The sequence below is a fragment of the Streptomyces sp. NPDC044984 genome, from assembly GCF_040646935.1.
GTDB lineage: Bacteria > Actinomycetota > Actinomycetes > Streptomycetales > Streptomycetaceae > Streptomyces.
Map to the genome: position 1 here is coordinate 69,783 of NZ_JBEZBE010000026.1, position 23,912 is coordinate 93,694.

Annotated in this window: 21 protein-coding genes; 17 read left to right on the forward strand and 4 right to left on the reverse strand. The window is 73.7% G+C overall.

Going from position 1 to position 23,912, the window contains the following annotated elements:
- Positions 1-24: 24 nt before the first annotated feature.
- Positions 25-768, reverse strand: coding sequence for an FCD domain-containing protein (locus AB0A94_RS26210; RefSeq protein ID WP_361748162.1), 744 nt, complete (start codon positions 766-768; stop codon positions 25-27).
- 95 nt (positions 769-863) lie between these two features.
- Here AB0A94_RS26210 and AB0A94_RS26215 point away from each other — a divergent pair, with 95 nt between their 5' ends.
- From AB0A94_RS26215 to AB0A94_RS26230, 4 genes are read left to right on the forward strand one after another with little or no spacing between them, the layout of a single operon-like run.
- Positions 864-2,234: a glutamine synthetase family protein gene (locus tag AB0A94_RS26215; protein WP_361748164.1), complete on the forward strand. Its 1,371-nt coding sequence runs from the start codon at positions 864-866 to the stop codon at positions 2,232-2,234.
- Between the two features lie 8 nt (positions 2,235-2,242).
- A complete protein-coding gene (locus tag AB0A94_RS26220; protein WP_361748166.1) occupies positions 2,243-3,616 on the forward strand; it encodes an aldehyde dehydrogenase family protein in 1,374 nt (457 codons plus the stop codon).
- A 6-nt stretch (positions 3,617-3,622) separates the two neighbouring features.
- Entirely contained in the window at positions 3,623-4,405 is a 783-nt protein-coding gene (locus AB0A94_RS26225; RefSeq protein ID WP_361748169.1) for a 3-oxoacyl-ACP reductase, read from the forward strand.
- A 27-nt stretch (positions 4,406-4,432) separates the two neighbouring features.
- Positions 4,433-5,329, forward strand: a complete 897-nt coding sequence (locus AB0A94_RS26230) for a DUF2510 domain-containing protein (RefSeq protein ID WP_361748258.1) — start codon at positions 4,433-4,435, stop codon at positions 5,327-5,329.
- Between the two features lie 48 nt (positions 5,330-5,377).
- On the opposite strand, the gene AB0A94_RS26235 is transcribed toward AB0A94_RS26230, so the two are convergent.
- Positions 5,378-6,580 carry an amino acid deaminase/aldolase gene (locus tag AB0A94_RS26235; RefSeq protein ID WP_361748171.1) on the reverse strand — a complete coding sequence of 401 codons (1,203 nt, stop codon included), beginning with the start codon at positions 6,578-6,580 and terminating at the stop codon, positions 5,378-5,380.
- A 227-nt stretch (positions 6,581-6,807) separates the two neighbouring features.
- Here AB0A94_RS26235 and AB0A94_RS26240 point away from each other — a divergent pair, with 227 nt between their 5' ends.
- Together AB0A94_RS26240 and mycP are read left to right on the forward strand one after the other, a co-directional pair.
- Positions 6,808-8,511: a hypothetical protein gene (locus tag AB0A94_RS26240; protein ID WP_361748172.1), complete on the forward strand. Its 1,704-nt coding sequence runs from the start codon at positions 6,808-6,810 to the stop codon at positions 8,509-8,511.
- Positions 8,508-9,692 (forward strand): type VII secretion-associated serine protease mycosin, encoded by a 1,185-nt coding sequence (gene mycP / locus AB0A94_RS26245; RefSeq protein WP_361748174.1) that lies wholly within the window; start codon positions 8,508-8,510, stop codon positions 9,690-9,692. Before AB0A94_RS26240 ends, mycP begins: the two co-directional genes overlap by 4 nt.
- On the opposite strand, the gene AB0A94_RS26250 is transcribed toward mycP, so the two are convergent.
- Complete coding sequence (locus AB0A94_RS26250) at positions 9,677-10,690, reverse strand: serine hydrolase (RefSeq protein WP_361748176.1); 1,014 nt, start codon at positions 10,688-10,690, stop codon at positions 9,677-9,679. The genes mycP and AB0A94_RS26250 overlap by 16 nt on opposite strands.
- A 118-nt stretch (positions 10,691-10,808) precedes the next feature.
- On the opposite strand from AB0A94_RS26250, the gene AB0A94_RS26255 reads away from it, so the two are divergent.
- A complete protein-coding gene (locus AB0A94_RS26255) occupies positions 10,809-11,540 on the forward strand; it encodes an SseB family protein (protein WP_361748178.1) in 732 nt (243 codons plus the stop codon).
- Positions 11,541-11,544: 4 nt separating this feature from the next.
- Here the strand turns inward: AB0A94_RS26255 and AB0A94_RS26260 are convergent, their stop codons facing one another.
- Complete coding sequence (locus AB0A94_RS26260) at positions 11,545-11,922, reverse strand: DUF1844 domain-containing protein (RefSeq protein ID WP_361748179.1); 378 nt, start codon at positions 11,920-11,922, stop codon at positions 11,545-11,547.
- Between the two features lie 395 nt (positions 11,923-12,317).
- On the opposite strand from AB0A94_RS26260, the gene infC reads away from it, so the two are divergent.
- The 10 genes from infC (at position 12,318) to AB0A94_RS26310 (ending at position 23,762) form a co-directional block, all read left to right on the forward strand.
- Positions 12,318-12,971, forward strand: coding sequence for a translation initiation factor IF-3 (gene infC / locus AB0A94_RS26265; protein WP_217130446.1), 654 nt, complete (start codon positions 12,318-12,320; stop codon positions 12,969-12,971).
- Between the two features lie 112 nt (positions 12,972-13,083).
- Complete coding sequence (rpmI, locus tag AB0A94_RS26270) at positions 13,084-13,278, forward strand: 50S ribosomal protein L35 (RefSeq protein ID WP_004933563.1); 195 nt, start codon at positions 13,084-13,086, stop codon at positions 13,276-13,278.
- Positions 13,279-13,374: 96 nt separating this feature from the next.
- Positions 13,375-13,758, forward strand: coding sequence for a 50S ribosomal protein L20 (gene rplT, locus AB0A94_RS26275; RefSeq protein ID WP_004933571.1), 384 nt, complete (start codon positions 13,375-13,377; stop codon positions 13,756-13,758).
- A gap of 280 nt (positions 13,759-14,038) precedes the next feature.
- A complete protein-coding gene (locus tag AB0A94_RS26280; protein ID WP_361748181.1) occupies positions 14,039-14,899 on the forward strand; it encodes an RNA methyltransferase in 861 nt (286 codons plus the stop codon).
- A gap of 92 nt (positions 14,900-14,991) precedes the next feature.
- The gene (locus AB0A94_RS26285) at positions 14,992-16,128 is read left to right on the forward strand and encodes an ATP-binding protein (RefSeq protein WP_361748183.1); all 1,137 of its coding nucleotides are present in this window, start codon (positions 14,992-14,994) and stop codon (positions 16,126-16,128) included.
- A 146-nt stretch (positions 16,129-16,274) separates the two neighbouring features.
- Positions 16,275-17,396 (forward strand): phenylalanine--tRNA ligase subunit alpha, encoded by a 1,122-nt coding sequence (gene pheS / locus AB0A94_RS26290; protein ID WP_361748185.1) that lies wholly within the window; start codon positions 16,275-16,277, stop codon positions 17,394-17,396.
- Positions 17,396-19,918 carry a phenylalanine--tRNA ligase subunit beta gene (gene pheT / locus AB0A94_RS26295; RefSeq protein WP_361748188.1) on the forward strand — a complete coding sequence of 841 codons (2,523 nt, stop codon included), beginning with the start codon at positions 17,396-17,398 and terminating at the stop codon, positions 19,916-19,918. The genes pheS and pheT overlap by 1 nt, the downstream gene beginning before the upstream one ends.
- A gap of 392 nt (positions 19,919-20,310) precedes the next feature.
- On the forward strand, positions 20,311-21,426 hold the full coding sequence (locus AB0A94_RS26300; protein WP_361748190.1) for a PP2C family protein-serine/threonine phosphatase: 1,116 nt from the start codon (positions 20,311-20,313) through the stop codon (positions 21,424-21,426).
- 250 nt (positions 21,427-21,676) lie between these two features.
- Entirely contained in the window at positions 21,677-23,017 is a 1,341-nt protein-coding gene (locus AB0A94_RS26305) for a transcriptional regulator (protein ID WP_361748192.1), read from the forward strand.
- Positions 23,018-23,216: 199 nt separating this feature from the next.
- Entirely contained in the window at positions 23,217-23,762 is a 546-nt protein-coding gene (locus AB0A94_RS26310; protein ID WP_361748194.1) for an NUDIX hydrolase, read from the forward strand.
- Positions 23,763-23,912 lie beyond the last annotated feature (150 nt).

A 23,912-nucleotide genomic window follows, 5' to 3' on the forward strand; every position in this document is an offset into this window, starting at 1 on the left:
AACCGTGCCCACCCCCGAGGACCTTCACGCCAGGAACCCCCGCAACAGCGCGGCCGTCCCCGCACAGTGCTCGCGCATCACCTCCCGCGCCCCGTCCGCGTCCCCCTCCAGCACGGCCTCGACCAGCGCGGTGTGCTGCCGCTGGGAGTGCTCCAGGTTGCGCACCAGCAGCGGGATGCAGTCCAGCAGGTCGTTCACCGTCGCCCGTACCGCCGCGTACTGCGCGGTCAGCGTCGGCGAGCCGCACAGCTCCGCCAGGGTGAGGTGGAACAGCGTGTCCAGACGCCGGTACTCCGCCAGCGGCGCCTCCCGCGTGCCGGACAGGGCCTCGCGCAGCCGCGCCGCCTGCTCCTTTGCCAGCCCGTGCGCCGCGCACAGGCCCGCCGCGCCCACCTCAAGCACCTCACGGAAGCGCAGCACGTCCTCGATGTCGACCCCGGCGATCCGCCGCCGCAGCTCCTCCTCGCCGGTGTCCGTCGGACGGGGCAGCACGAACGTTCCGCCGTACCGGCCGCGCCGCGACTCCACGAGGCCCTGGTCCTGGAGCACCTTCAGCACCTCGCGCAGCGTCACCCGGCTGATCCCCAGCCGCTCCGCCAGCTCCCGCTCGGCCGGCAGCCGCTCCCCGCCCGCCACCAGACCCAGCCGCACCACCTGGAGGATCTGCTCCAGCGCCTCCTCGAAACCGTTGCCCGCGCGGACCTGCCGCAGCACCGGTGCCAGTCGGTCCCCGACCGCGCCCACCGCGCCCACCGCGTCCTCCGGCATTCGGCCGTGCCCCCTTCCCAAGCAATGGTTCTCGGCAATACCTTATGGCTCCCGGCTCGACCGAAGAAGCCCGAAGAAGCCGAGGAGGCTCTCCCGTGGCAGACCGCACACCCCCGCTCTCCGTCGAGGAGCTGCACGCCCTCGTCGCCGGCGGTGAGATCGACACCGTCGTCCTGGCCTTCCCCGACATGCAGGGGCGGCTCCAGGGCAAGCGGTTCGCCGCGCGCTTCTTCCTCGACGAGGTACTCCGGCACGGCACCGAGGGCTGCAACTACCTGCTCGCCGTCGACGCCGACATGAACACCGTCGACGGCTACGCCATGTCCTCCTGGGAGACCGGCTACGGCGACTTCGCCATGTACCCCGACCTCGACACCCTGCGCCGGGTGCCCTGGAACGAGGGCACCGCCATGGTCGTCGCCGACCTCGCCTGGGCCGACGGCTCCCCGGTCGCCGCCGCCCCCCGGCAGATACTGCGCCGCCAGCTGGACCGCCTCGCCGCCCTCGGCCACACCGCCCGGGTCGGCACCGAGCTGGAGTTCATCGTCTTCAAGGACACCTACGAACAGGCCTGGGACGCCGGCTACCGCGGGCTCACCCCCGCCAACCAGTACAACGTCGACTACTCGGTGCTCGGCACCGGCCGCATCGAGCCCCTGCTGCGCCGCATCCGCAACGAGATGGCCGGCGCCGGACTCACCGTGGAGTCCGCCAAGGGCGAGTGCAACCCCGGCCAGCACGAGATCGCCTTCCGCTACGACGAGGCCCTGGTCACCTGCGACCAGCACGCGATCTACAAGACCGGCGCCAAGGAGATCGCCGCCCAGGAGGGCGTCTCCATCACCTTCATGGCCAAGTACAACGAGCGCGAGGGCAACTCCTGCCACATCCACCTCTCCCTCGCCGATCTCGGCGGTGACAGCGTCATGCCGGACTCCGCCGAGGAGCCGGACGCCATGTCCGAGGTCATGCGCCACTTCCTCGCCGGGCAGCTCGCCGCGCTCCGCGAGTTCTCCCTGCTCTACGCCCCGCACATCAACTCCTACAAGCGGTTCCAGCCGGGCTCCTTCGCCCCGACCGCCGTCGCCTGGGGGCACGACAACCGCACCTGCGCCCTGCGGGTGGTCGGCCACGGCCGCTCCCTGCGCTTCGAGAACCGGCTGCCCGGCGGTGACGTCAACCCGTACCTCGCCGTGGCCGGCATGGTCGCCGCGGGGCTGTACGGCATCGAGCAGAAGCTCCAGCTGCCCGAACCCTGTTCCGGCAACGCCTACACCGCCGGCTTCGAGCACGTCCCCACCACCCTGCGCGAGGCCGCCGAGCTGTGGGAGAACAGCGCGATCGCCAAGGCGGCCTTCGGCGACGAGGTCGTCGCGCACTACCGCAACATGGCGCGCGTCGAGACCGACGCCTTCGACGCCGCGGTCACCGACTGGGAACTGCGCCGCTCCTTCGAACGCATGTGAGGCCCTCCTTGTCCGACCAGCCCGACGAGCTCCAGGTACGCAACCCCGCGACCGAGGAGGTGATCGCCACCGTCCCGGCCGCGACCGCCGCCGACGTCGACGCGGCCGTCGTCCGCGCCGCCCGCGCGCAGACCGCCTGGGCCGCCCTCGCCCCCGGCGACCGGGCCCGGCTGCTGCGCCGGTTCGCCGCCACGGTCGACGCGCACCTCGAGGAACTGGCCCGCCTGGAGGTCCGCGAGGCCGGCCACACCCTCGGCAACGCCCGCTGGGAGGCGGGCAACGTCCGCGACCTGCTCGACTACGCGGCCGGGGGAGTGGAGCGCCTCACCGGCCGCCAGATCCCGGTCCCCGGCGGCGTGGACGTCACCTTCCTCGAACCGCTCGGCGTCGTCGGCGTGATCGCCCCCTGGAACTTCCCGATGCCCATCGCGGCCTGGGGCACCGCACCCGCCCTCGCCGCCGGCAACGCGGTGCTCCTCAAACCCGCCGAGACCACCCCCCTCACCGCCCTGCGCCTGGCCGAGCTCGCCCTGGCGGCAGGACTCCCCGAGGGCCTGTTCCAGGTGCTGCCCGGACACGGTCCCGTCGCCGGGAACGCCCTCGTGGAACACCCCGGCGTCGCCAAGATCGTGTTCACCGGGTCGACGGCCGTGGGCAGACAGGTGTGGGCCAAGGGCGCGGACCGCCTCAAGCGCGTCACCCTCGAACTCGGCGGCAAGAGCCCCAACATCGTCTTCGCCGACGCCGACCTGGAGGCCGCCGCGGCCGCCGCACCCATGTCCTTCCTCGACAACGCCGGACAGGACTGCTGCGCCCGCACCCGCATCCTCGTCCAGCGCTCCGCGCACGACCGGTTCCTGGAACTGCTCGCCCCCGCGATCGAGGCGGTCCGGGTCGGCGACCCGGCCGACGAGAACACGCAGATGGGCCCGCTGATCTCCGCCGGCCAGCTCGCCCGCGTCCGCTCCTACGCCACCGACGGCCTCGACGGCATCCGCGGCAAGGCCCCCGAGGGCCCCGGCTACTGGTTCCCGCCCACCGTCCTCACCGGCGTCGACCCCCGCGCGCGCGTCGCCGTCGAGGAGGTCTTCGGCCCCGTCGCCGTCGTCCTCCCCTTCGACGACGAGGCCGACGCCGTACGCCTGGCCAACGCCACCGACTACGGCCTCTCGGGCTCCCTGTGGACCCGGGACGTCGGCCGCGCCCTGCGCGTCTCCCGGGCGGTGCGCGCGGGCAACCTGTCCGTCAACTCCCACTCCAGCGTCCGCTACTGGACCCCCTTCGGCGGGTTCAAGCAGTCCGGCGTCGGCCGCGAGCTCGGCCCGGACGCGCTGAGCGCCTTCACCGAAACCAAGAACGTCTTCATCAGCACGGAGGCCTGACCGCACATGAGCGAAGAGACCATCTGCCGCCGACTGGCCGGCCGCACCGCAGTCGTCACCGGAGCCGGCAGCGGCATCGGCCTCGCCACCGCCCGCCGGCTCGCCTCCGAGGGCGCCCACGTCGTCTGCGGGGACGTGGACGAGACACGCGGCAAGGCCGCCGCCGAGGAGACCGGCGGCCTCTTCGTCGGCGTCGACGTCACCGACCCCGAGCAGGTCGAGGCCCTGTTCGAGGCCGCGTACGACACCTACGGCAGCGTCGACGTCGCCTTCAACAACGCCGGCATCTCCCCGCCCGACGACGACTCCATCCTGGAGACCGGCCTCGACGCCTGGAAACGCGTCCAGGAGGTCAACCTCACCTCCGTCTACCTGTGCTGCAAGGCGGCCATCCCCTACATGCGGCGCCAGGGCAAGGGCTCCATCATCAACACCGCGTCGTTCGTGGCCCGGATGGGGGCGGCCACCAGCCAGATCTCGTACACCGCCTCCAAGGGCGGCGTCCTCGCCATGTCCCGGGAACTCGGCGTGCAGTTCGCCCGCGAGGGCATCCGCGTCAACGCCCTGTGCCCCGGCCCGGTCAACACCCCGCTGCTGCAGGAGCTGTTCGCCAAGGACCCCGAGCGCGCGGCCCGCCGCCTGGTGCACATCCCGCTCGGCCGGTTCGCCGAGGCCGAGGAGATCGCCGCCGCCGTCGCCTTCCTGGCCAGCGACGACTCCTCCTTCGTCAACGCCACCGACTTCCTGGTGGACGGCGGGATCTCGGGGGCGTACGTCACACCGCTCTAGCGTTCGCCCTACAGTGCCCGGATGAGCATGACGCCCCCGCCCGGCTGGTACCGCGACCCGCACGCCCCGCACCTGGAACGCTGGTGGGACGGCACGGCCTGGACCGGGCACCGGCGCACGCCCGGGGCTCCCGCCGTGCCGCCGGCCCCGTCCACGGACGGCACGGGCGGCACCGGACGCGTCAGGGCGATCGCCCTCACCACCGCCGGTGCCGTGCTGGCCGCGGCGATCGTCACCGGCGCGGTGCTCCTCGGCGGGGACGGCGGCGACCCGGAGACGCGCACCGGTCCGACGGCCACCACACCGGCCCCCGAGCCCCCGTCACCGTCCACGTCCGAGGCGCCCGCCGAGGACCCGGACGTCGTCGAGGACCAGCTCAACGGGATCACCTTCCCGCTCCTCGACGGCTGGGTCCGCCCCGAGAACGTGACCCAGGACGACGTCGTCATGACCACCGACGGCACCTACGACTGCCCCGGCGACGGCACCGTCTGCCGGCACGGCCTCGTCATCTCCCGCACCGTCACCGAGAACGACGAGACCTCGCCCGAGGCGCTCGCCGAGGAGGACGTCTCCGACGCGGCCGAAGAGGCCTTCGACGAGGACGTCCTCGGCCGGCGCCCCTACGGCGGCCTGGAGTCCCACGAGGTCGTGAAGTCCGGCCCGGTCGCGGTGGCGGGCCGCGCCGGGTACTTCGTGCGCTGGCGCGTCACCACCGCCGAGGGGCCCGGCGGCTACGTGCAGTCGCTGGTGTTCCCCTCCAGCGTCGGCACCGGGTCCCCGGTCCTCGTCCGCTACGTCTTCGACGCCGGCGAGGACGGCCCGCCCCCGGCCGACATGGACCGCATCACCGAGGGCATCCGCTCGGTCACCGACCCGGCCTCCGGCGGCGGCGTCGGCAGCAGCATCGGCCCGGCGGACTGAGCCGCCGAAGGAACACGCGGACCCCTGGCCGAAGGAACGCGCGGACCCCTAGAGGAACGTGTGCCCCTCGCCCCGGTACGTCGGCACGGTCGCCGTCACCGCGTCACCCTCCACCAGGTGCAGCGCGTCGAACCGCTCGCACAGCTCGCCCGCCTTGGCGTGCCGGAACCACACCTTGTCGCCGATCAGCAGATCGTCGGCGGGCGAGCCCAGCAGCGGCGTCTGCACCTCGCCCGGCCCCTCCTGGGCGTCGTACCGCAGCCCCTCGGGCAGATACGGCACCGGCAGCCGGTCCGCGCCGGGCGCGCCGGACGCCGGATAGCCCCCGCCCAGCACCGTCACCACGCCGACACCGGGCCGCCGTACGACGGGCAGGGCGAACAGGGCCGCCGGACGCCCGTTGAACGACGTGTAGTTGTCGAACAGGCGCGGCACGTACAGCCCCGAACCGGCCGCGATCTCGGTGACCGCGTCCTCCGCGGCGGTGTGCTGCACGCTGCCCGTGCCCCCGCCGTTGACGTACTCCAGACCGGGTACGACCTCCCGCACCGCCCGCACCACCGCGGCCCGCCGCTCGGCGAGTTCACGGCGTGCGGCGGCCTGCATCAGCCGTACCGCACGCGACCGCAGCGGCCGTCCGGCCACCGCGTCGCCGACACCGGCCACATGCCCCTCGTACGCCATGATCCCGACGACCGCGAACCCGGGCCGCCGCGCCACCGCCCGCGCGAACTCGGCGACCTGGGCGGGGGAGTGCAGCGGGGAACGCCGGGCGCCGATCCGCACCCGCCCGCCGAACAGCCTCAGGGACGTGTCCAGTTCCAGGCAGACGCGCACCACTTCACCGCCGCCCGCGCGTGAGGCGTCGATCAGGTCCAGCTGCGCCGGATCGTCGACCATGACCGTGACGGCGGCGGCGAGCTCGGGGTCGGCGGCGAGTTCGGCGTAGCCGGCGCGGTCGGCGGAGGGGTAGGCCAGCAGGACGTCGTCGAAACCGGAGCGGGCCAGCCACAGGGACTCGGCGAGCGTGAACGACATGACGCCCGCGAAACCGTCCCGGGCGAGGACCCGTTCGAGCAGCGCGCGGCAGCGTACGGACTTGCTCGCGACCCGGACCGGCTTCCCGCCGGCCCTGCGGACCAGATCGTCCGCGTTGGCGTCGAAGGCGTCCAGGTCCACGATCGCGAAGGGGGCGTCGAGGTGGGCGGTGGCCCTGTCGTAACGGGCCCGGTCGGCGGTGCGCGCAGTCATGGGCGCAGCCTGCCAGACGGGATTACCGCACGGTAGGGGATGTTCCGGGCAGATGCCGCGGCCGTGCGGACTGGTTCCCGTCCGACGCGGACCACGCCGTAGAGTGACGCGCACGCACGGCGGAACGGGGCCGGCCGGAGGGCCGCGCCGGGATGACGCGCCGTCCGTGCGGGTATCTGTGCCCGGGACGAGTCCGTGCCGGGCGGGCGCGACGAAACGGGGGGTGCATGAGCACGGAAGCGCGCCGCGCCTCCCACCCTCCGCGCCCCACCGTCCCCCCGCGCCCCGCGCATCCGCCGGGGCCGGCGGAGACCGGCACGGAGCAACCGGAGAGTCCCGTCGGCCCCCGAGGCCGCACCTCGGGCGGCTCCGGCCCCTTCGACCCCCGCGAACCGTCCCGCCCCCCGGCCGGCACGCCCGGCGAACCCGCCTCCGACGCCCCGGTCCCGCCCGCGCCGTCCCACCCGCCGGCCGGCGGCGGCTCGGCCGCGCCCGAGCCCCGTGGACGGACCTCCGGCGGGTCCGGTGCGTTCGAGGTCCGTGAGACCTCGCACCCGCCGGCCGGGGACGCCGGCCGGGACGGCACGGGCGCCGGTGGCGCCGGCCGCCCGGCGCCCCGGCCGCGCTTTCCGGGCTTCGGCGACGGTGTGCCCGCCGGTACGGGCCCGGTGCCGCCCCCGCCCCCGCGTGCCTCCGCCCGCTTCCCCGACGCGCCGCCGGCCGCCGGGCGCGGCACGCGGTCCCCGGCTGGCTCACCCTCCGTACCGCCGCAGCCCACCGCACGCGGCGCGGCCACCCCTCCCGAAACCCCGTCGGAGACCACCACCCGCCTGCGCGTCGTGCCGCCCGCACGGCCGGGCACGGACGAAGCGCGCCGTCCGGGCACGACCCCGGCGTCCGGCACGAGCCGGGGCACCGGCGGCGCGGGCCGCTCCGAGGCGGGCCCGGCGCCCGCGCCCGCCCGCACCCCCCGCCCCGCGTGGCGGCCCGGTCCCGGCGACCGGGCCCCGGACGCGCGGCCGGGCGCCGGGACGGGCCCGGCGCACGCGCCCGATCCCGCACTCTCCTGGAGTTCCCCCACGGCTCCGGGCGGTACGCCCGGAGCGGGGCGGCCCGTCGTGTCGTTCGGGGAGCCGGAGGGGTACGACGAGGGGGCGCGGCCGCGGCCCCTCGGGCGGCGGGGACGGGCACAGGCCGTCGCGGCCGCCGCCTGCCTCGTCCTCGGGGCGGGACTCATCGGCGGTGCCGTCACCGGGAGCTGGCTCGCCGGGGACTCCGAGGGGCCGGGCACCCGGCACGGCTTCGCCGCCGCCCAGGACATGTGGCACGACGTCCCGGTCGACCAGCTGTTCCCGCCCACCCTGCAGGGCGAGGGCGCGGGCCCCGGCGGCGCCGACCGGTCCTGGACCCGTATCGCCGTGGCCCCCGACAGCGGCTGCGAGGACGCCTTCGACGCCCTGCTGCGCAAGGTCCTCGCCCCCGTCGGCTGCGAGCGTCTGCTGCGCGCCACCTACACCGACGCCACCCAGAGCCACGTCACCACCGTCGGCCTGCTGTTCACCGAGGCCGACGCCGCCGGCATGACCTCCCTCGCCCGCCGTTTCGACGCCGAGCGCCTGGACCGCCGTACCGATCTGATGCCCCTGCCGTACGCGGCGAAGGGCACCGCCGCCGCCGGGTTCGGCGCCGGGCAGCGCGCCTCCTGGGCGATCTCCGTCCTCACGGACGCCCCCGTCGTCGTCTACGCCGTCTCCGGGTGGGCCGACGGCCGCGGCGTCGACACCCCGCAACCCGCCGAGGACGCCATGGAGTCCGGAGCCACCACCGCCCCCGCCCAGGCAGGCCTGGGCCACGAGGCCCAGGGCCTCGCCGACCGCGTCGAACGCGGCCTGCGCAAGAAGGCCGACACCCCCACGGAGCAGCCGTCATGAGGCCCGTCACCGGCCGGCGTCCCGCCACGGCGGCACTCGGCGGCCTCCTCGCCACCGCCCTCGTGCTCGTCCCCGCCACCGCCGCGCACGCCGACGGCATCCGCGCCCGGCAGTGGGCCCTGGAGGCCATGCACACCGAGGCGGCGTGGCAGACCACGAAGGGCGCGGGCGTCACCGTCGCCGTCCTGGACACCGGCGTCGAGGCCGACCACCCCGACCTCGACGGCAACGTCCTCACCGGCAAGGACCTCGTCGGCTTCGGCGCGAGCGAGGGCGACCCCGCCTGGGCCCTCCACGGCACCTCCATGGCCGGCATCATCGCCGGCCACGGACACGGCCCCGGCAACGCCGACGGCGTCATGGGCGTCGCGCCCGAGGCGAAGATCCTCCCCGTCCGCGTGATCCTGGAGGACGACGACCCCTCCCGCGCCGAGGCCCGCAAGACCCGCGGCAACGCCCTCGCCGAGGGCATCCGCTGGGCCGCCGACCACGGCGCCGACGTCATCAACCTCTCCCTCGGCGACGACTCCGCCTCCGCGCACCCCGAACCCGGCGAGGACCAGGCCATCCAGTACGCCCTGCGCAAGGGCGTGACCGTCGTCGCCTCCGCCGGTAACGGCGGCGAGAAGGGCGACCACATCTCCTACCCGGCCGCCTACCCGGGCGTCATAGCCGCCACCGCCGTCGACCGCTACGGCACCCGCGCCCCGTTCTCCACCCGCCGCTGGTACGCCACGGTCAGCGCCCCCGGCGTCGACGTGATCATCGCCGCGCCCGACCACAAGTACTACGAGGGCTGGGGCACCAGCGCCGCCGCCGCGTTCGTCTCCGGCGCCGTCGCCCTGGTCAAGGCGGCCCACCCGGACCTGACCCCGGCCCAGATCAAGCGGCTCCTGGAGGACACCGCCCGCAACGCCCCCGCCGACGGCCGCGACGACTCCCGCGGCTTCGGCTTCATCGACCCGGCCGCCGCGATCGAGGCCGCGTCCCGGCTGGAGCCGGAGGGCCTGAAACCGGCGGCGTACGGCGAGAAGTACTTCGGTCCCGGCCCGGACACCGCAGGCTCCGACGACGACACCGCCGACTGGGCGGCCCCCCTGGCGGGCAGCGCGGGCGGAGTGCTGCTGGTCGCCGCGGTGGTCCTGTGGCGCGGCCGCCGCACCCGCTACGACGCGGGCTGAGCCCCGGCCGCGTCGTCCGCGCCGGCCCCGGTGAACACGGACACCGCCGCCCGCGCCGCGGCCTCGGTCAGCGCGATCCCCCTCTCCTGGGTCGCGTTGCCCTGCGACAGCGCCGCCACCAGGTAGTCGTGGCCCCCTGCCGTCACCCGCCCGATGCTGTTGACCACCCACAGCCCGGTGGTGCTGCGCCGCAGCCAGCCGTTCTTCAACGCCCACGCCGCACCGTCGGCCGCCGCCGACACACCCCACCGCTGCCCCACGGCGATCCGCTCCATCAGCTCCCGCACATACGCCCGTGAGGCCTCGCTCAGCTCTGAGCCCTCCGTGCCGAACACCTGTTGCAGCAGCGCGATCTGGTCGGCGGCCGTGGTCTGCGTCACCCCCCACACGGGGCCGTCCCCGCCCACCGTCTCCGTCAGCCCGAACCGCTCGTTCGCGGCGTCGAGCCCGTCCGCGGTCCCGATCGCCCGCCACAGCGCCGACGTGGAGTCGTTGTCACTGTTCACGATCATGTCGGCGGCGTACGTCTTCTCCTCGGCGGTCAGTGTCCGCCCCGCGTCCTGCGCCTGGAGCAGCAGCGCCGCCAGGATGTCGACCTTGACGATGCTCGCCGTGTCGAAGGCGCCCGTCCCGTACGAGGCCGACTCCCCGGAGTCCTGGTCGAGCACCACCACCGACACCTCGGTGCCGTCCGCCACGGCCACCGACTCCATGGCCGTCGCCAGCAGTGCGTCCCGGCCCACCGTCGCGTTCTCCACCGCTTCCTCCTTGTCCGCCGCCCGCAGGACCGACGAGGACGCCGACGGGGACACGGTCTCCGCCCGCGGACGCGTCCACGCGCCCATGTACATCACACCGGCCGTCGCACCGCTCCCGACGACGACCAGGGTGAGCGCGAGGGGCAGCAGGGCGCGACGCCGCGGCCGTCGGGCCCGACGGCCGCGGTGCTGCGACCGTCGGGCACGACGGTGCCGCGGTGGTCCGCTGTGGGAGGGCATGCCCGCAATGATCGGTACATCGGCCGTGCGGTTTGTAGTACTGGAGTGAGACCTGGCTTAAAAGTGAAGGGAAGGCGTCCGAGGAACGCTCCGTCCCTCCCCGATAGGGTCGGTGACCGTGGCGAACAAGAACATCCCCGACTCCCCGTTCCGCGACGACGACGGCTCCGCCGACCCCCGGCTGAGCGCCGCGCTCGCCGCCTGGGCCGAGGACGGCGACGCCGTCGGTCCCGTCCTGGAGGCGCTCAAGGGCGCCCGGCTGCTCGTTCCCGTCGTGGCCCTGCTCGGCGAGGTGGAGGAGGACGAGAACGGCTTGCGCCGCGAGAAGACCAGCGACATGGCCGTACCGACCCTGAAGGCCGGCGGGCGCACCGCCCTGCCCGCCTTCACGTCCACCGAGTCGCTCGCCCGCTGGGACCCGGCGGCCCGCCCCGTCGCCGTACCGCTGCACCAGGCCCTGCAGGCCGCCGCGCACGAGAAGGCGGACACGGTCGTCCTGGACGTGTCCGGCCCCGTGCCCTTCGAGCTGACCGGTCCCGCGCTGCTCGCGCTCGCCGAGGGCCGTACCAGCACCGACCCGCTCGCCGACCCGGCCGTCGCCCGGGCCGTACGGGCCGCCGTCGCCGCGGAGCCCGCCGTGCTGCGCGCCCACCTCGGGCCCGGGCAGGCCGACGGCACCCTCGCCCTCGTCCTCGACCCGGACGCCCCCGTCGCCGAGACCGCCCGTGCCGTGGCCCGGCGGCTCGCCGCCGACGAAACACTGAGGGCCCGCCTGGTGCGCGGCCTCGACCTGGCAGTCCTGCCGGCCGGGACCACGCCCCCGGGCGAGCCCTTGTACGTACGTCCCTGACGTCCTAGGCGTAGAGCGGCCCGGTGTACTTCTCACCCGGGCCCTGGCCGGGCTCGTCCGGGACCAGGGAGGCCTCGCGGAACGCCAGCTGGAGCGACTTCAGGCCGTCGCGCAGCGGCGCCGCGTGGAACGAGCTGATCTCCGTGGCGGAGGCGTCCAGCAGACCGGCCAGCGCGTGCACCAGCTTGCGGGCCTCGTCCAGGTCCTTGAACGTGTCGCCCTCCTCGGACAGACCGAGCTTCACGGCGGCGGCGCTCATCAGGTTGACGGCGACCGTCACGATCACCTCGACGGCCGGGACCTCGGCGATGTCGCGGGCCATGGCGTCGAAGTCGGGGTTGCCGGGGGTCTCGGGGGTGTCCGAGGGGGAGGTGTCACTCATGCCCCACACGATAGGCGCAGCGGGACGACCCCTTTGACGGCAGGAGGCGGGAGACGGCCGGTTGGTGCGCCCCGCCGGGAGCTGCTAACCTTGTGTAACGACCGGTCGGACCCGTATGCCTCGCGGCTCACGAGCCCGGCCCACAAGTGGAGGCTTCGAACTCCCACCTGACCGCCCTCAGGGCGGCGGGTCACCGGTCAGGCGGTCCCGTCCCGAGGCGGCGATCCGCCCGAAAGTGCGCCCCGTGGTCATCGCGGCGGTGTTCCGGTAGTTCGAGGAGCCCCGCCTGTGATCGTCCGGGGCATTTTCTTTGCTCCGGCGCGGTTAGGTCTCACGAACACAGACGTTACGCGGCTGTCCGCCAGACCGTCGCGTGGTGCTACCGAGGAGGATCCATCAGCGCCGAGCCCCGCATCAACGACCGGATTCGCGTTCCCGAGGTGCGACTTGTCGGTCCCAGCGGCGAGCAGGTCGGGATTGTCCCGCTTGCCAAGGCCCTGGAGCTTGCGCAGGAGTACGACCTCGACCTCGTCGAGGTCGCGGCGAACGCCCGTCCGCCCGTGTGCAAGCTCATGGACTACGGGAAGTTCAAGTACGAGTCGGCCATGAAGGCCCGTGAGGCGCGCAAGAACCAGGCGCACACGGTCATCAAGGAGATGAAGCTCCGGCCGAAGATCGACCCGCACGACTATGACACCAAGAAGGGTCACGTCGTCCGGTTCCTCAAGCAGGGCGACAAGGTCAAGATCACGATCATGTTCCGTGGTCGCGAGCAGTCCCGGCCGGAGCTCGGCTACCGACTGCTGCAGCGCCTCGCGGAGGACGTCCAGGACCTCGGCTTCGTGGAGTCGAACCCGAAGCAGGACGGCCGCAACATGATCATGGTCCTCGGTCCGCACAAGAAGAAGACCGAGGCGATGGCCGAGGCTCGCCAGGCGCAGGAAGCCCGCAAGGCGGAGGCGAAGGCCAACCCCGGCCGCTCGATGAACGCCGCGGACCCCGACGCCGCGAACGCCGACGCTCCGGCCGAGGCTTCCGCCGAGGCGTGACCCCGGGGGACGCGAGTCCCCAGGAAGCAAACCGACACAAGTACGACGCTCCACCGTGCCCGGTTCTCATGACCGGGCACCGGAGCGCCACCGACGAGGAGAGAACGGCGCTATGCCGAAGAACAAGTCGCACAGCGGTGCCAGCAAGCGCTTCAAGGTCACCGGCTCCGGCAAGGTGCTCCGTGAGCGCGCCGGCAAGCGCCACCTGCTCGAGCACAAGTCGTCCCGCGTGACGCGTCGCCTCACCGGCAACGCCGAGATGGCCCCGGGCGACGCCGCGAAGATCAAGAAGCTTCTCGGCAAGTGAGACCGGGCGCCCAGCGCCTGATCCACCCACACCGGGACCCAATCGTTTCCGGGCCGTGTGAGGACAACCACGGCCCCGCTACAAGGAGTTAAACAAGTGGCACGCGTCAAGCGGGCAGTCAACGCCCACAAGAAGCGCCGGGCGATCCTCGAGCAGGCCTCCGGCTACCGCGGTCAGCGCTCGCGCCTGTACCGCAAGGCCAAGGAGCAGGTCACCCACTCGCTGGTCTATAACTACAACGACCGCAAGAAGCGCAAGGGTGACTTCCGCCAGCTGTGGATCCAGCGCATCAACGCCGCTGCCCGCGCCAACGGCATCACGTACAACCGCTTCATCCAGGGTCTGAAGGCCGCGAACGTCGAGGTCGACCGCAAGATCCTGGCGGAGCTGGCCGTCAACGACGCGACGGCGTTCGCCGCGCTCGTCGAGGTCGCGCAGAAGGCGCTGCCGGCGGACGTGAACGCGCCCAAGGCCGCGTGACGCCGCGCCGGCCCTGAGCCGACGTGACTTTCCAGGACCCGCAGGCTTCGCAGCTTGCGGGTCCTGTCGTTGCCAGGTCGTCGGCCGCCGTTCGGCCGCGGGTCCGTTGCGGCTGGTCGCGCCCACGCGGCGGAGCCGCATGTCATACAGCCCCGTGCCCCCGGGAGTCGCGGCGACGCCCGCCTCCACGGCAGCCGCGTCACGCCGACGCCAGGGGACGACACCGTTGCCCCAGTCCCAAGAAGCGCCGCACGTTGTGACTCTCCCGAAGGTGAAGAAGATGCCCCCCGTCAGCCCCGAGCTGATCTCCCCCCGCTCGCCCCGTGTGTCCGCCGCCCGGCGGCTCGGCAGGCGGAACTTCCGGGGGAAGGAGCGGCTGTTCCTCGCCGAGGGGCCGCAGGCCGTGCGGGAGGCGGCCGGGCATCGCGCCGGGGACGCCGGCACGCTCGTCGAGCTGTTCGCCACCGTCGAGGCCGCCGAGCGGTACGCCGACATCGTCGGGGCGGCGCGGGACGCCGGGGCCCGGGTGCACCTCGCCTCCGAGGACGTCATCGCCGACATCTCCACCACCGTCACCCCGCAGGGGCTGGTCGGCGTCTGCCGGTTCCTGGACACGCCGTTCGAGGAGATCCTCGCCGCCCGGCCCCGGCTGGTCGCCGTCCTCGCCCACGTGCGCGACCCCGGGAACGCCGGCACCGTGCTGCGGTGCGCCGACGCCGCCGGAGCCGAGGCCGTCGTCCTCACCGACGCCTCCGTCGACCTGTACAACCCCAAGGCCGTACGCGCCTCCGTCGGCTCCCTGTTCCATCTCCCGGTCGCCGTCGGCGTCCCCGTCGCACAGGCCGTGACCGGGCTGCGCGACGCGGGCGTGCGGCTGCTCGCCGCCGACGGCGCCGGGGACCGCGACCTCGACGACGAGCTCGACAAGGGCACCATGGGCGGGCCCACCGCCTGGGTCTTCGGCAACGAGGCCTGGGGCCTGCCCGAGGAGACCCGCGCCCTCACCGACGCCGTCGTCCGCGTCCCCATCCACGGAAAGGCGGAGAGCCTGAACCTCGCCACCGCCGCCGCCGTATGTCTCTACGCGTCGGCGCGTGCACAGCGCGCCGCCGGAGGGTGCCGCTCCGTCACCGGGAACTAGTAGGGTGACCAGCTCGGGGACCCTCCCCCAAGCTCTCGGCAGGGCTCGAGCACGGGGCGCCCCGAGGACGTTCCGAGAGGTGGGGTACGGGGATGAGCGTCGGCACGAGCAGCGCACCGGGAGCAGAACGGGCGGCGCGCCCGCCCGCGCCCCGGCCCGGTGATCTCGCCGAACTCGGCATCGACCCCGACCAGCTGCCCGACGGACTGGTCGTCGCCGACGAACACGGACGGGTGATCTGCTTCAACGCGGCGGCCGTCCGCATCACGGCCGTCCCGGCCGAGCGGGCCCTCGGCCGGCCGCTGGAGACCGCCCTGCCGTTAGAGGACCTGGAGGGCCGCCGCTGGTGGCAGCTCACCGACCCCTACGGCGGCCTCGCCATCCGCGTCCGCCAGCCCGAACGCAACCTGCTGCTCCCCGGAGGCCGGGAGGTCCTCGTCTCCGCCCGCTACGTCCGCGCCGCACCCACCGGCCCCGTCCGCCGCGTCGTCGTCACCCTGCGCGACACCGAGGCCCGACGCCGCACCGAGCGCAGCCACGCCGAGCTGATCGCCACCGTCGCCCACGAACTGCGCTCCCCGCTCACCTCCGTCAAGGGCTTCACCGCCACCCTGCTCGCCAAGTGGGAGCGGTTCACCGACGACCAGAAACGGCTGATGCTGGAGACCGTCGACGCCGACGCCGACCGGGTCACCCGGCTCATCGCCGAGCTGCTCGACATATCCCGCATCGACTCCGGGCGCCTGGAGGTGCGCCGCCAGCCCGTCGACATCGGGGCCGCCGTCGGACGGCACATCCAGGCCCACGTCGCCGCCGGACAGCAGGCCGACCGCTTCCTGCTGCGGGTGCAGCGCCCGCTGCCCGCCCTGTGGGCCGACCCCGACAAGATCGACCAGGTGCTGGGCAACCTGCTGGAAAATGCGGTGCGGCACGGCGAGGGAACCGTCACGATTGACATCACGCCCTCGGCGTCCCCCCGCGAACGGGAGGACGCCGGTACGTCGGTCACGGTGAGCGACGAGGGGCCCGGCATTCCGGAGGAGTCCATGAACCGCGTCTTCACCCGCTTCTGGCGGGGCAGCAAGCGCGGCGGGACGGGCCTCGGGCTGTACATCGTCAAGGGCATCGTCGAGGCCCACGGCGGCACCATCACGGTCGGACGCGCCCCCGGTGGCGGCGCCGAGTTCCGATTTACGTTGCCCGTGGCGGCACCGGCGTATCTCACCTGAGACGCCCGGCGGCCCCACGGGCGCATTCGCGTTCCCTCACCCCGTTAGACTCGGCCTTTGGCACCTTTGTGTCCCGAAAACCTGGACGCACCGTCCACGAGTCGGTACGGGGACCATCAGCCAGCCAATCGGAAGCACGGGAAGAGATGTCGGCACCCAATAAGTCGTACGACCCTGTCGAGGTCGAGACGTTGAAACCGGAAGAGATCGAGCGCATGCGGGACGAGGCGCTCGCCGCCTTCGCCGCCGCGGACTCCCTCGACGCCCTCCACGAGGCCAAGGTCGCCCACACCGGCCCCACCTCCCCGCTGTCCCTCGCCAACCGCGAGATCGGCGCCCTGCCCCCGCACGCCAAGGCCGAGGCCGGCAAGCGGGTGGGACAGGCGCGCGGTGCCGTGAACAAGGGCCTCGCCGCCCGCCAGGCCGAACTCGAGGCCGAGCGCGACGCGCGCGTCCTGGTCGAGGAGGCGGTGGACGTCACGCTGCCCTACGACCGCGTCCGGGCCGGCGCCCGCCACCCGCTCACCACGCTGTCGGAGCGCATCGAGGACATCTTCGTGGCCATGGGCTACGAGGTCGCCGAGGGCCCCGAGGTCGAGGCCGAGTGGTTCAACTTCGACGCCCTGAACATCGGCCCGGACCACCCGGCCCGCGGCGAGGCCGACACCTTCTTCGTGCGGGGGACGGACGGCGGCACCGAGTCCGGCGTGGTGCTGCGCACCCACACCTCGCCCGTGCAGATCCGCTCCGCGCTCGACCGCGAGCCGCCGGTCTACGTGATCTGCCCCGGCCGCGTGTACCGCACCGACGAGCTGGACGCCACGCACACCCCCGTCTTCCACCAGGTCGAGCTGCTCGCGATCGACGAGGGCCTGACCATGGCGGACCTCAAGGGCACCCTGGACCACATGGTCCAGTCGCTGTTCGGCGCGGAGATGAAGACCCGGCTGCGGCCGAACTTCTTCCCCTTCACCGAGCCGAGCGCCGAGATGGACATGCTCTGCTACGTCTGCAAGGGCGCGTCCGTCGGCAACCCCGACCGCCCCTGCCGCACCTGCTCCAGCGAGGGCTGGATCGAGCTGGGCGGCTGCGGCATGGTCAACCCGCGGGTGCTCACCGCCTGCGGCGTCGACCCCGAGAGGTACAGCGGCTTCGCCTTCGGGTTCGGCATCGAGCGGATGCTGATGTTCCGCCACAACGTCGAGGACATGCGAGACATGGTCGAGGGTGACGTCCGGTTCACCCGGCCGTTCGGGATGGAGATCTGATGCGGATCCCGCTTTCTTGGCTGCGGGAGTACGTCGACCTGCCGGCGACGGAGACCGGCCGTGACGTACAGGCCAAGCTCATTTCGGCCGGTCTCGAGGTCGAGACCGTCGAGCACCTCGGCGCCGGCCTCAAGGGCCCCCTCGTCGTCGGCCAGGTGCTGACCATCGAGGAGCTGGAGGGCTTCAAGAAGCCGATCCGCTTCTGCACCGTCGACGTCGGACAGGCCAACGGCACCGGCGAGCCCCAGGAGATCGTCTGCGGCGCCCGCAACTTCGCCGTCGGCGACAAGGTCGTCGTCGTCCTGCCCGGCGCCACCCTGCCGGGCGGCTTCTCGATCTCCGCGCGCAAGACGTACGGCAAGACCTCCCACGGCATGATCTGCTCCAGCGACGAGCTGGGCATGGGCGACGACGGCACGCACGGCATCATCGTGCTGCCGCCGGAGACCGAGGTCGGCAAGGACGCCATCGAGCTCCTCGAACTGGTCGACGAGGTCCTGGACATCGCCGTCACCGCCAACCGCGGCGACTGCCTGTCCCTCCGCGGCGTCGCCCGCGAGACCGCCATCGCCTACGGCCTGCCGCTGCGCGACCCGGCGCTCCTCGACGTGCCGGGACCGAACGCCTTCGGCTACCCGGTGAAGGTCTCCGACCCGATCGGCTGCGACCGCTTCACCGCCCGCACGGTGACCGGCCTCAGCCCCGAGGCGCGCTCCCCGATCTGGTTGAAGCGCCGGCTGCAGAAGGTCGGCATGCGCCCGATCTCGCTCGCCGTGGACGTCACCAACTACGTGATGATGGAGCTCGGCCAGCCGCTGCACGCCTACGACCGCAACCTGGTCCAGGGCACCATCGGTGTGCGCCGCGCCGCGGAGGGCGAGAAGATCGTCACCCTCGACGGCGTCGAGCGGAAGCTGCACGCCGAGGACCTGGTCATCACCGACGACCGCGGTCCGATCGGGCTCGCGGGTGTCATGGGCGGCGCCAACACGGAGATCGCCGACCACGACGCCGCCGAGAACGGCGGGAACTCGACGACCGACGTGGTCATCGAGGCCGCCCACTTCGACCAAGTGTCCATCGCGCGCACCGCCCGCCGCCACAAGCTGTCCTCCGAGGCGTCCCGCCGCTTCGAGCGCGGCGTCGACCCGCAGGCCGCCGCCGCTGCCGCGCAGCGCACCGTCGACCTGCTGGTGCTGCTCGCGGGCGGCACCGCCGAGGCCGGCGTCACCGAGGCCATCGCCCCGACCGCGCCGCACACCATCACGGTCCCCGCCGACCACCCGGACAAGGTCGCGGGGGTGACGTACGGCCGGGAGACCGTCGTACGCCGCCTCCAGGAGGTCGGCTGCGACGTGTACGGGCAGGACGAGCTGATCGTCACCGTGCCGTCCTGGCGGCCCGACCTCACCGACGCCAACGACCTGGCCGAAGAGGTCATCCGCCTGGAGGGCTACGAGAACCTGCCCTCCACGCTGCCCAAGCCGCCGGCCGGCCGCGGGCTGACCGCCCGCCAGCGCCTGCACCGCCGTATCGGCCGGGCCCTGGCCGGTGCCGGTTACGTCGAGGCGCCGAACTACCCGTTCGTCAGCGAGCAGGTCTTCGACCAGCTCGGCCTGGAGGCCGACGACCCGGCCCGCCGCGTCGTCAAGCTGGTCAACCCGCTCAGTGACGAGGAGCCCGCGCTGCGCACCTCGCTGCTGCCGGGCCTGCTCGGCGCGCTGCGCCGCAACGACGGCCGGGGCTCGCACGACCTCGCGCTGTTCGAGACCGGCCTGGTCTTCCGACCGCGCGAGGAGCAGCGGGTCGCCGCGAACCTGTCCGTCGACCGGCGCCCCAGCGAGGACGACATCGCCGCGCTGAACGCCGCGCTGCCCCACCAGCCGCGGCACGTCGCCGTCGTCCTGGCGGGCGCCCGCGAGCAGGCCGGCTGGTGGGGCAAGGGCCGCACCGCCGACTGGGCCGACGCGGTCGAGGCCGCCCGGACCGTCGCCCGTGAGGCCGGTGCCGAACTGGGCGTCCGCAAGGGCCAATACGGGCCGTGGCACCCGGGCCGCTGCGCCGAGCTGACCGTCACCGTCGACGGCGCCGAGCGCGTCATCGGCCACGCCGGTGAGCTGCACCCGCGCGTCCTGAAGGCCCTGGGCCTGCCCGCGCGCGCCTGCGCGATGGAGCTGGACCTGGACGCCCTGGAGCAGGTCGGCGACGGCATCCCGCAGGCGCCGGGCATCTCCACCTTCCCGGTCGCCACGCAGGACGTCGCGCTGGTCGTCGACGCGTTCGTGCCCGCCTCGGACGTCGAGGCGGCGCTGCGCGAGGGCGCCGGTGAACTGCTGGAGTCCATCCGCCTGTTCGACGTGTACGAGAACGCCGAGCAGCTGGGCGAGGGACGCAAGTCCCTGGCGTACGCGCTGCGGTTCCGCGCGACCGACCGCACGCTGACCGTCGACGAGGCCTCGGCGGCCCGCGAATCGGCGGTCACCCTCGCGGGCGACCGCACCGGAGCGGTCCTGAGGGGCTAGGGCTCCGTCTCAGCCCGTCCGCCCCTTCCGACCCGTCCGCCCCGTCCAGCACAATCAGCCCGTCCGGCGTTTGAGGACAAAGGGGTCCGGGGCGCAGCCCCCGGGGACGGGACGGGAAGGGGCGGCGGGGGCGAACCCCCTGCCCCGCCCCCGCCCGCACAGCCAAGCGCACCGAAGCCGGCCCGCGGGGCTGATAACCGCCGGCTCCCGGGGTGCGGGGGGCGTGACACGCGCCCCCCGCACCCCCCGGTCCCCACATCCCGCCGGTCACCTCACTCATTCGGGTGACTATTCGAGGTGATACGTCCGGATCAAGCCATACGGTCGACAGAATCAGACCGGCCTCTCGAGGCCGGTCTGCGCTGTCCGGGCCTATATGGGGGGCCATCGGCATGATCCGCTTCAAGCCTGGGGCTCCCCGCAGGGTGCCACCCCGGTTCCTGTCCTCACGGGTGCCCACCCTCGCGGTGCCCACGGCCCTGGGCGCCACCGCGGTCGCCTACCGGCTGACCTGCCCGCTCGCCCACGACGCAGCCCTCGGCGCACGCCTCGTCAGCAGCGCCGTGATGTGCGCGATCGTCACCGGCCTGGTGATGCACGTGCGGTGCCGGCTGCTGCGCGAACTGCGGCGGGCCCGCCGGGTCGCGGAGGAGGCGCAGAGCGCGCTGCTGCGGCCCCCGCCCGCGCGGATCGACGGCCTGGCCGCCGCCGCGGTCCACCTCTCCGCCGACCCGGGAGCCCGGATCGGCGGCGACCTGTACGAGGTGGTCGCCACCGAGCACGGCGTACGGGCCGTCATCGGTGACGTCCGCGGGCACGGACTCGGAGCCGCACGGACCGCCGCCACCGTGCTCGGCAGCTTCCGCGAGGCCGCCCACGACGAGGCCGAACTCGCCGGTGTGCTGCGCCGGCTGGAGCGGGCGATGGCCAGGCACCTGAGGGAGCGGGCCCACGGCGGACACGACCCGGCGGGCGCCGCCCAGGACGGCCCGCCCGGCGAGGAGTTCGTCACCGTCCTGCTGCTGGAGATCCTCCCGGACGGGGGCGTACGGGCCCTGAACTGCGGCCACCCCTGGCCGTATCTGCTGACCGGCGCACGGGCCGAACCGCTCGCCCGCACCGATCCGCTCCCGCCGCTCGGCCCGTTCCCGCTGCCGTCCGAGCTGCCCGCCGTCCCCTGCGGAGCCCTGCTGCCCGGTGACGCACTCGTCCTGCACACGGACGGAGCCGAGGAGGCACGGGACGCCGAGGGCCGGTTCTTCCCCCTGCGGGACGTCCTCACCGAGGCCGTGCGCGAGCACCCGCTCACCGCCCGGTCCGTACTGCGCACGGTCCTCACGGCACTGCTGCGGCACACCGCCGGCCCGCCGAAGGACGACGTGGCCCTGCTGATCCTGAGGAACGAGCGGCATGTGGGGAGCACCCCCACCGGGATGCGCGCCACCGTGCGGCAGAGCACCGCGCACCCGCCCCCGCACCCGACGGATCACCTCCAGTCCCCGGCGTGACCGGCGCCACGCCGTCCGTCCCGCCACGGAGTGTCGGGCAGGCAGCAGGGCGGACGGCGTGGAAACGGGCCGCCGCACTGTGCGAGGGGGAGCCGGCGGCCCGGCCGGCCTCTTTCGAGGCATTTCAGTCAACCGGCCGGACACGTTCGGCGACAGTGCGCGCACACTGCGGATTCGGGCACTCCGTTCACACCCCGTGTGAACGCGCAACCACTACTCTGTCCGGCACCGAGCCACCGGGGGGCCTGGAATGCAGCCCAACACTCTGCTCGACGCGTTCCTGGACGAGGCCGGGATCTCGCACGCGGGCCTGGCCGCGCACGTCAACCAGGCCGGCCGGGCGCGCGGCCTGTCGCTCCGTTACGAACACACCGCCGTGGCGCGGTGGCTGAAGGGACAGCGGCCCCGGGGCCAGGTGCCCGACCTGATCTGCGAGGTGCTCGCCGCCCGCCTGCACCGCCAGGTCACCCTCGACGACATCGGCCTCGGCGTGCCCGGCGAGCCGTCCGCCCCGCACACCGGCTCGCTCTGCGGGTTCGTCGAGCGGGCCACCGCGCTGTGGCGCTCCGACCAGCAGCGGCGCCCGCACATACTCGGCGCCCCCGCCGTCACCGGCACGCCCGCCGTCATGCCCGTGTGGGAGTGGGAGAACCCGCCCGAGGACATGGACGTCTCCCGCGGCGGCCGGCACCGGGTCACCCCCGGCGACCTCGACATGCTGCGCGCCGCCCGCACCCACTACGAGCAGATGTACCGCAAGGCGGGTGGCGTCGCGACCCGCGCCCGGATCGTCGGTTTCCTCAACGCCGAGGCCGCCCCGCTGCTGCGCGGCGGCTACACCGACGCCACCGGCCGCCAACTGCACCGGGCCACCGGCGGCCTGGTGGCGGTCGCCGGCATCTGCGCGTACGACTCCGACGCGCACGGCCTCGCCCAGCGCTACTTCCACCAGGCGCTGCGGCTGGCGAAGGCCAGCGGCGACCGGGGACTCGGCGCCTATGTGATCGCGCTGCTCGTCAACCAGTCGCTGTACCTCCGGGAGTACCGGCAGGCCGTCGCCTTCGCGGAGGCCGCGCTGCGCGCCGCCGGCACCCACATCACCCCGGCCCTCGCCTCCGACCTGTACGCGATGCAGGCCAAGGCGTACGCGCACCTCGGCGACGGCACCGCCGCGCTGTCCCGCATCCGGCGGGCCGAACAGGCCGCCGAGCGGATCCGGCGCGGAACCGAACCCGACGAGACCGGCTATGTCCAGCCCGGCCTGGTCAACGTCCAGGTGGCGGAGGCGCTGCTCAGCCTCGGCGAGCTGGCGGCGGCCGGGGAACACGCGGCGGCGGCCGTGGACACCCCCGCGCACGACCGGGGCCGGGTGCACCGGCTGGCCATGCTGAGCACCATCGAACTGCGCCAGGGCAATGCCGACAAGGCGGTGGCCGTCGCGGTGCGGATGGCCGAGCAGGCCCGGGGAATGGAGTCGCAGCGGCTGCGGGACAGACTGCGCGAGGTGCGCGAGCACCTCGTCCGCAGCGGCTGCGCGGGCACCGCCGAGGCGGCCGAACTCATCGACGGGGCAATGCGCGTACCGCTGTAGCGCAGGCGCGGGCACGGGTGCGGGCACGGGTGCAGGCGCGGGCACGGGCGAAGGCGCGGGCACGGGTCAAGACCCCCCGTGCCCGGCCGCGCGCCTCCGCCGCACCCGCCGCTGCGCCACGGGCTGCCTCCCGTGCGCCTGCCTGCCGGACCACCGCTGCTGCGATATTGCCCCTCACTCGTCGGAAGGTGGCAGAACCGTGCAGTGGACGAAGCAGAACGAACAGACCGTGTACTCAAATCGCTGGTTCAGTGTCAATCTCGCGGATGTCGAACTGCCGGACGGCCGACATCTCGACCACTTCCTCATCCGGCTGCGGCCCGTCGCCGCGGCCACGGTGGTGAACGAGGCCAACGAGGTCCTCCTGCTGTGGCGCCACCGCTTCATCACCGACAGCTGGGGGTGGGAACTCGCGGCCGGCGTGGCCGAGGACGGCGAGGACGTCACCCGGGCCGCCGCGCGGGAACTGGAGGAGGAGACCGGCTGGCGTCCGGGGCCGCTGCACCACCTCATGACCGTGGAGCCGTCCAACGGCCTCACCGACGCCCGGCACCACATCTACTGGTCCGACGAGGGCGAGTACGTCGGACACCCCGTGGACGACTTCGAGTCGGACCGCCGGGAGTGGGTGCCCCTGAAAGTGGTCCCCGACCTGGTCGCCGCCGGCGAGGTCCCGGCCGCCGGCATGGCGGCGGCGTTACTCCTGCTGCACCACCTCCGGCTCGGCCAGGACGGCAGGCCCTGACACCGAGGGCCCGGCGCCCTCGGGTGCCGGGCCCTCGGACGCACCACCGACTCGCCGACCCCCGGGCCACGTCCTGTGGAGACCTTGGAGGAGACTGCGGGCAGCGGTCCCGAACTCCAGGACGAATGACTACGCTAGCGGCGCCGGGGC

Excerpts from the sequence above, each read along its gene's own strand:
- AB0A94_RS26210 (WP_361748162.1), bottom strand. The coding sequence starts at position 768 with ATGCCGGAGGACGCGGTGGGCGCGGTGGGCGCGGTCGGGGACCGACTG.
- AB0A94_RS26225 (WP_361748169.1), top strand. The coding sequence starts at position 3,623 with ATGAGCGAAGAGACCATCTGCCGCCGACTGGCCGGCCGCACCGCAGTC.
- AB0A94_RS26230 (WP_361748258.1), top strand. The coding sequence starts at position 4,433 with ATGACGCCCCCGCCCGGCTGGTACCGCGACCCGCACGCCCCGCACCTG.
- AB0A94_RS26235 (WP_361748171.1), bottom strand. The coding sequence starts at position 6,580 with ATGACTGCGCGCACCGCCGACCGGGCCCGTTACGACAGGGCCACCGCC.
- AB0A94_RS26240 (WP_361748172.1), top strand. The coding sequence starts at position 6,808 with ATGAGCACGGAAGCGCGCCGCGCCTCCCACCCTCCGCGCCCCACCGTC.
- mycP (WP_361748174.1), top strand. The coding sequence starts at position 8,508 with ATGAGGCCCGTCACCGGCCGGCGTCCCGCCACGGCGGCACTCGGCGGC.
- AB0A94_RS26250 (WP_361748176.1), bottom strand. The coding sequence starts at position 10,690 with ATGCCCTCCCACAGCGGACCACCGCGGCACCGTCGTGCCCGACGGTCG.
- AB0A94_RS26260 (WP_361748179.1), bottom strand. The coding sequence starts at position 11,922 with ATGAGTGACACCTCCCCCTCGGACACCCCCGAGACCCCCGGCAACCCC.
- rpmI (WP_004933563.1), top strand. The coding sequence starts at position 13,084 with ATGCCGAAGAACAAGTCGCACAGCGGTGCCAGCAAGCGCTTCAAGGTC.
- AB0A94_RS26280 (WP_361748181.1), top strand. The coding sequence starts at position 14,039 with ATGCCCCCCGTCAGCCCCGAGCTGATCTCCCCCCGCTCGCCCCGTGTG.
- AB0A94_RS26285 (WP_361748183.1), top strand. The coding sequence starts at position 14,992 with ATGAGCGTCGGCACGAGCAGCGCACCGGGAGCAGAACGGGCGGCGCGC.
- pheS (WP_361748185.1), top strand. The coding sequence starts at position 16,275 with ATGTCGGCACCCAATAAGTCGTACGACCCTGTCGAGGTCGAGACGTTG.
- pheT (WP_361748188.1), top strand. The coding sequence starts at position 17,396 with ATGCGGATCCCGCTTTCTTGGCTGCGGGAGTACGTCGACCTGCCGGCG.
- AB0A94_RS26300 (WP_361748190.1), top strand. The coding sequence starts at position 20,311 with ATGATCCGCTTCAAGCCTGGGGCTCCCCGCAGGGTGCCACCCCGGTTC.
- AB0A94_RS26305 (WP_361748192.1), top strand. The coding sequence starts at position 21,677 with ATGCAGCCCAACACTCTGCTCGACGCGTTCCTGGACGAGGCCGGGATC.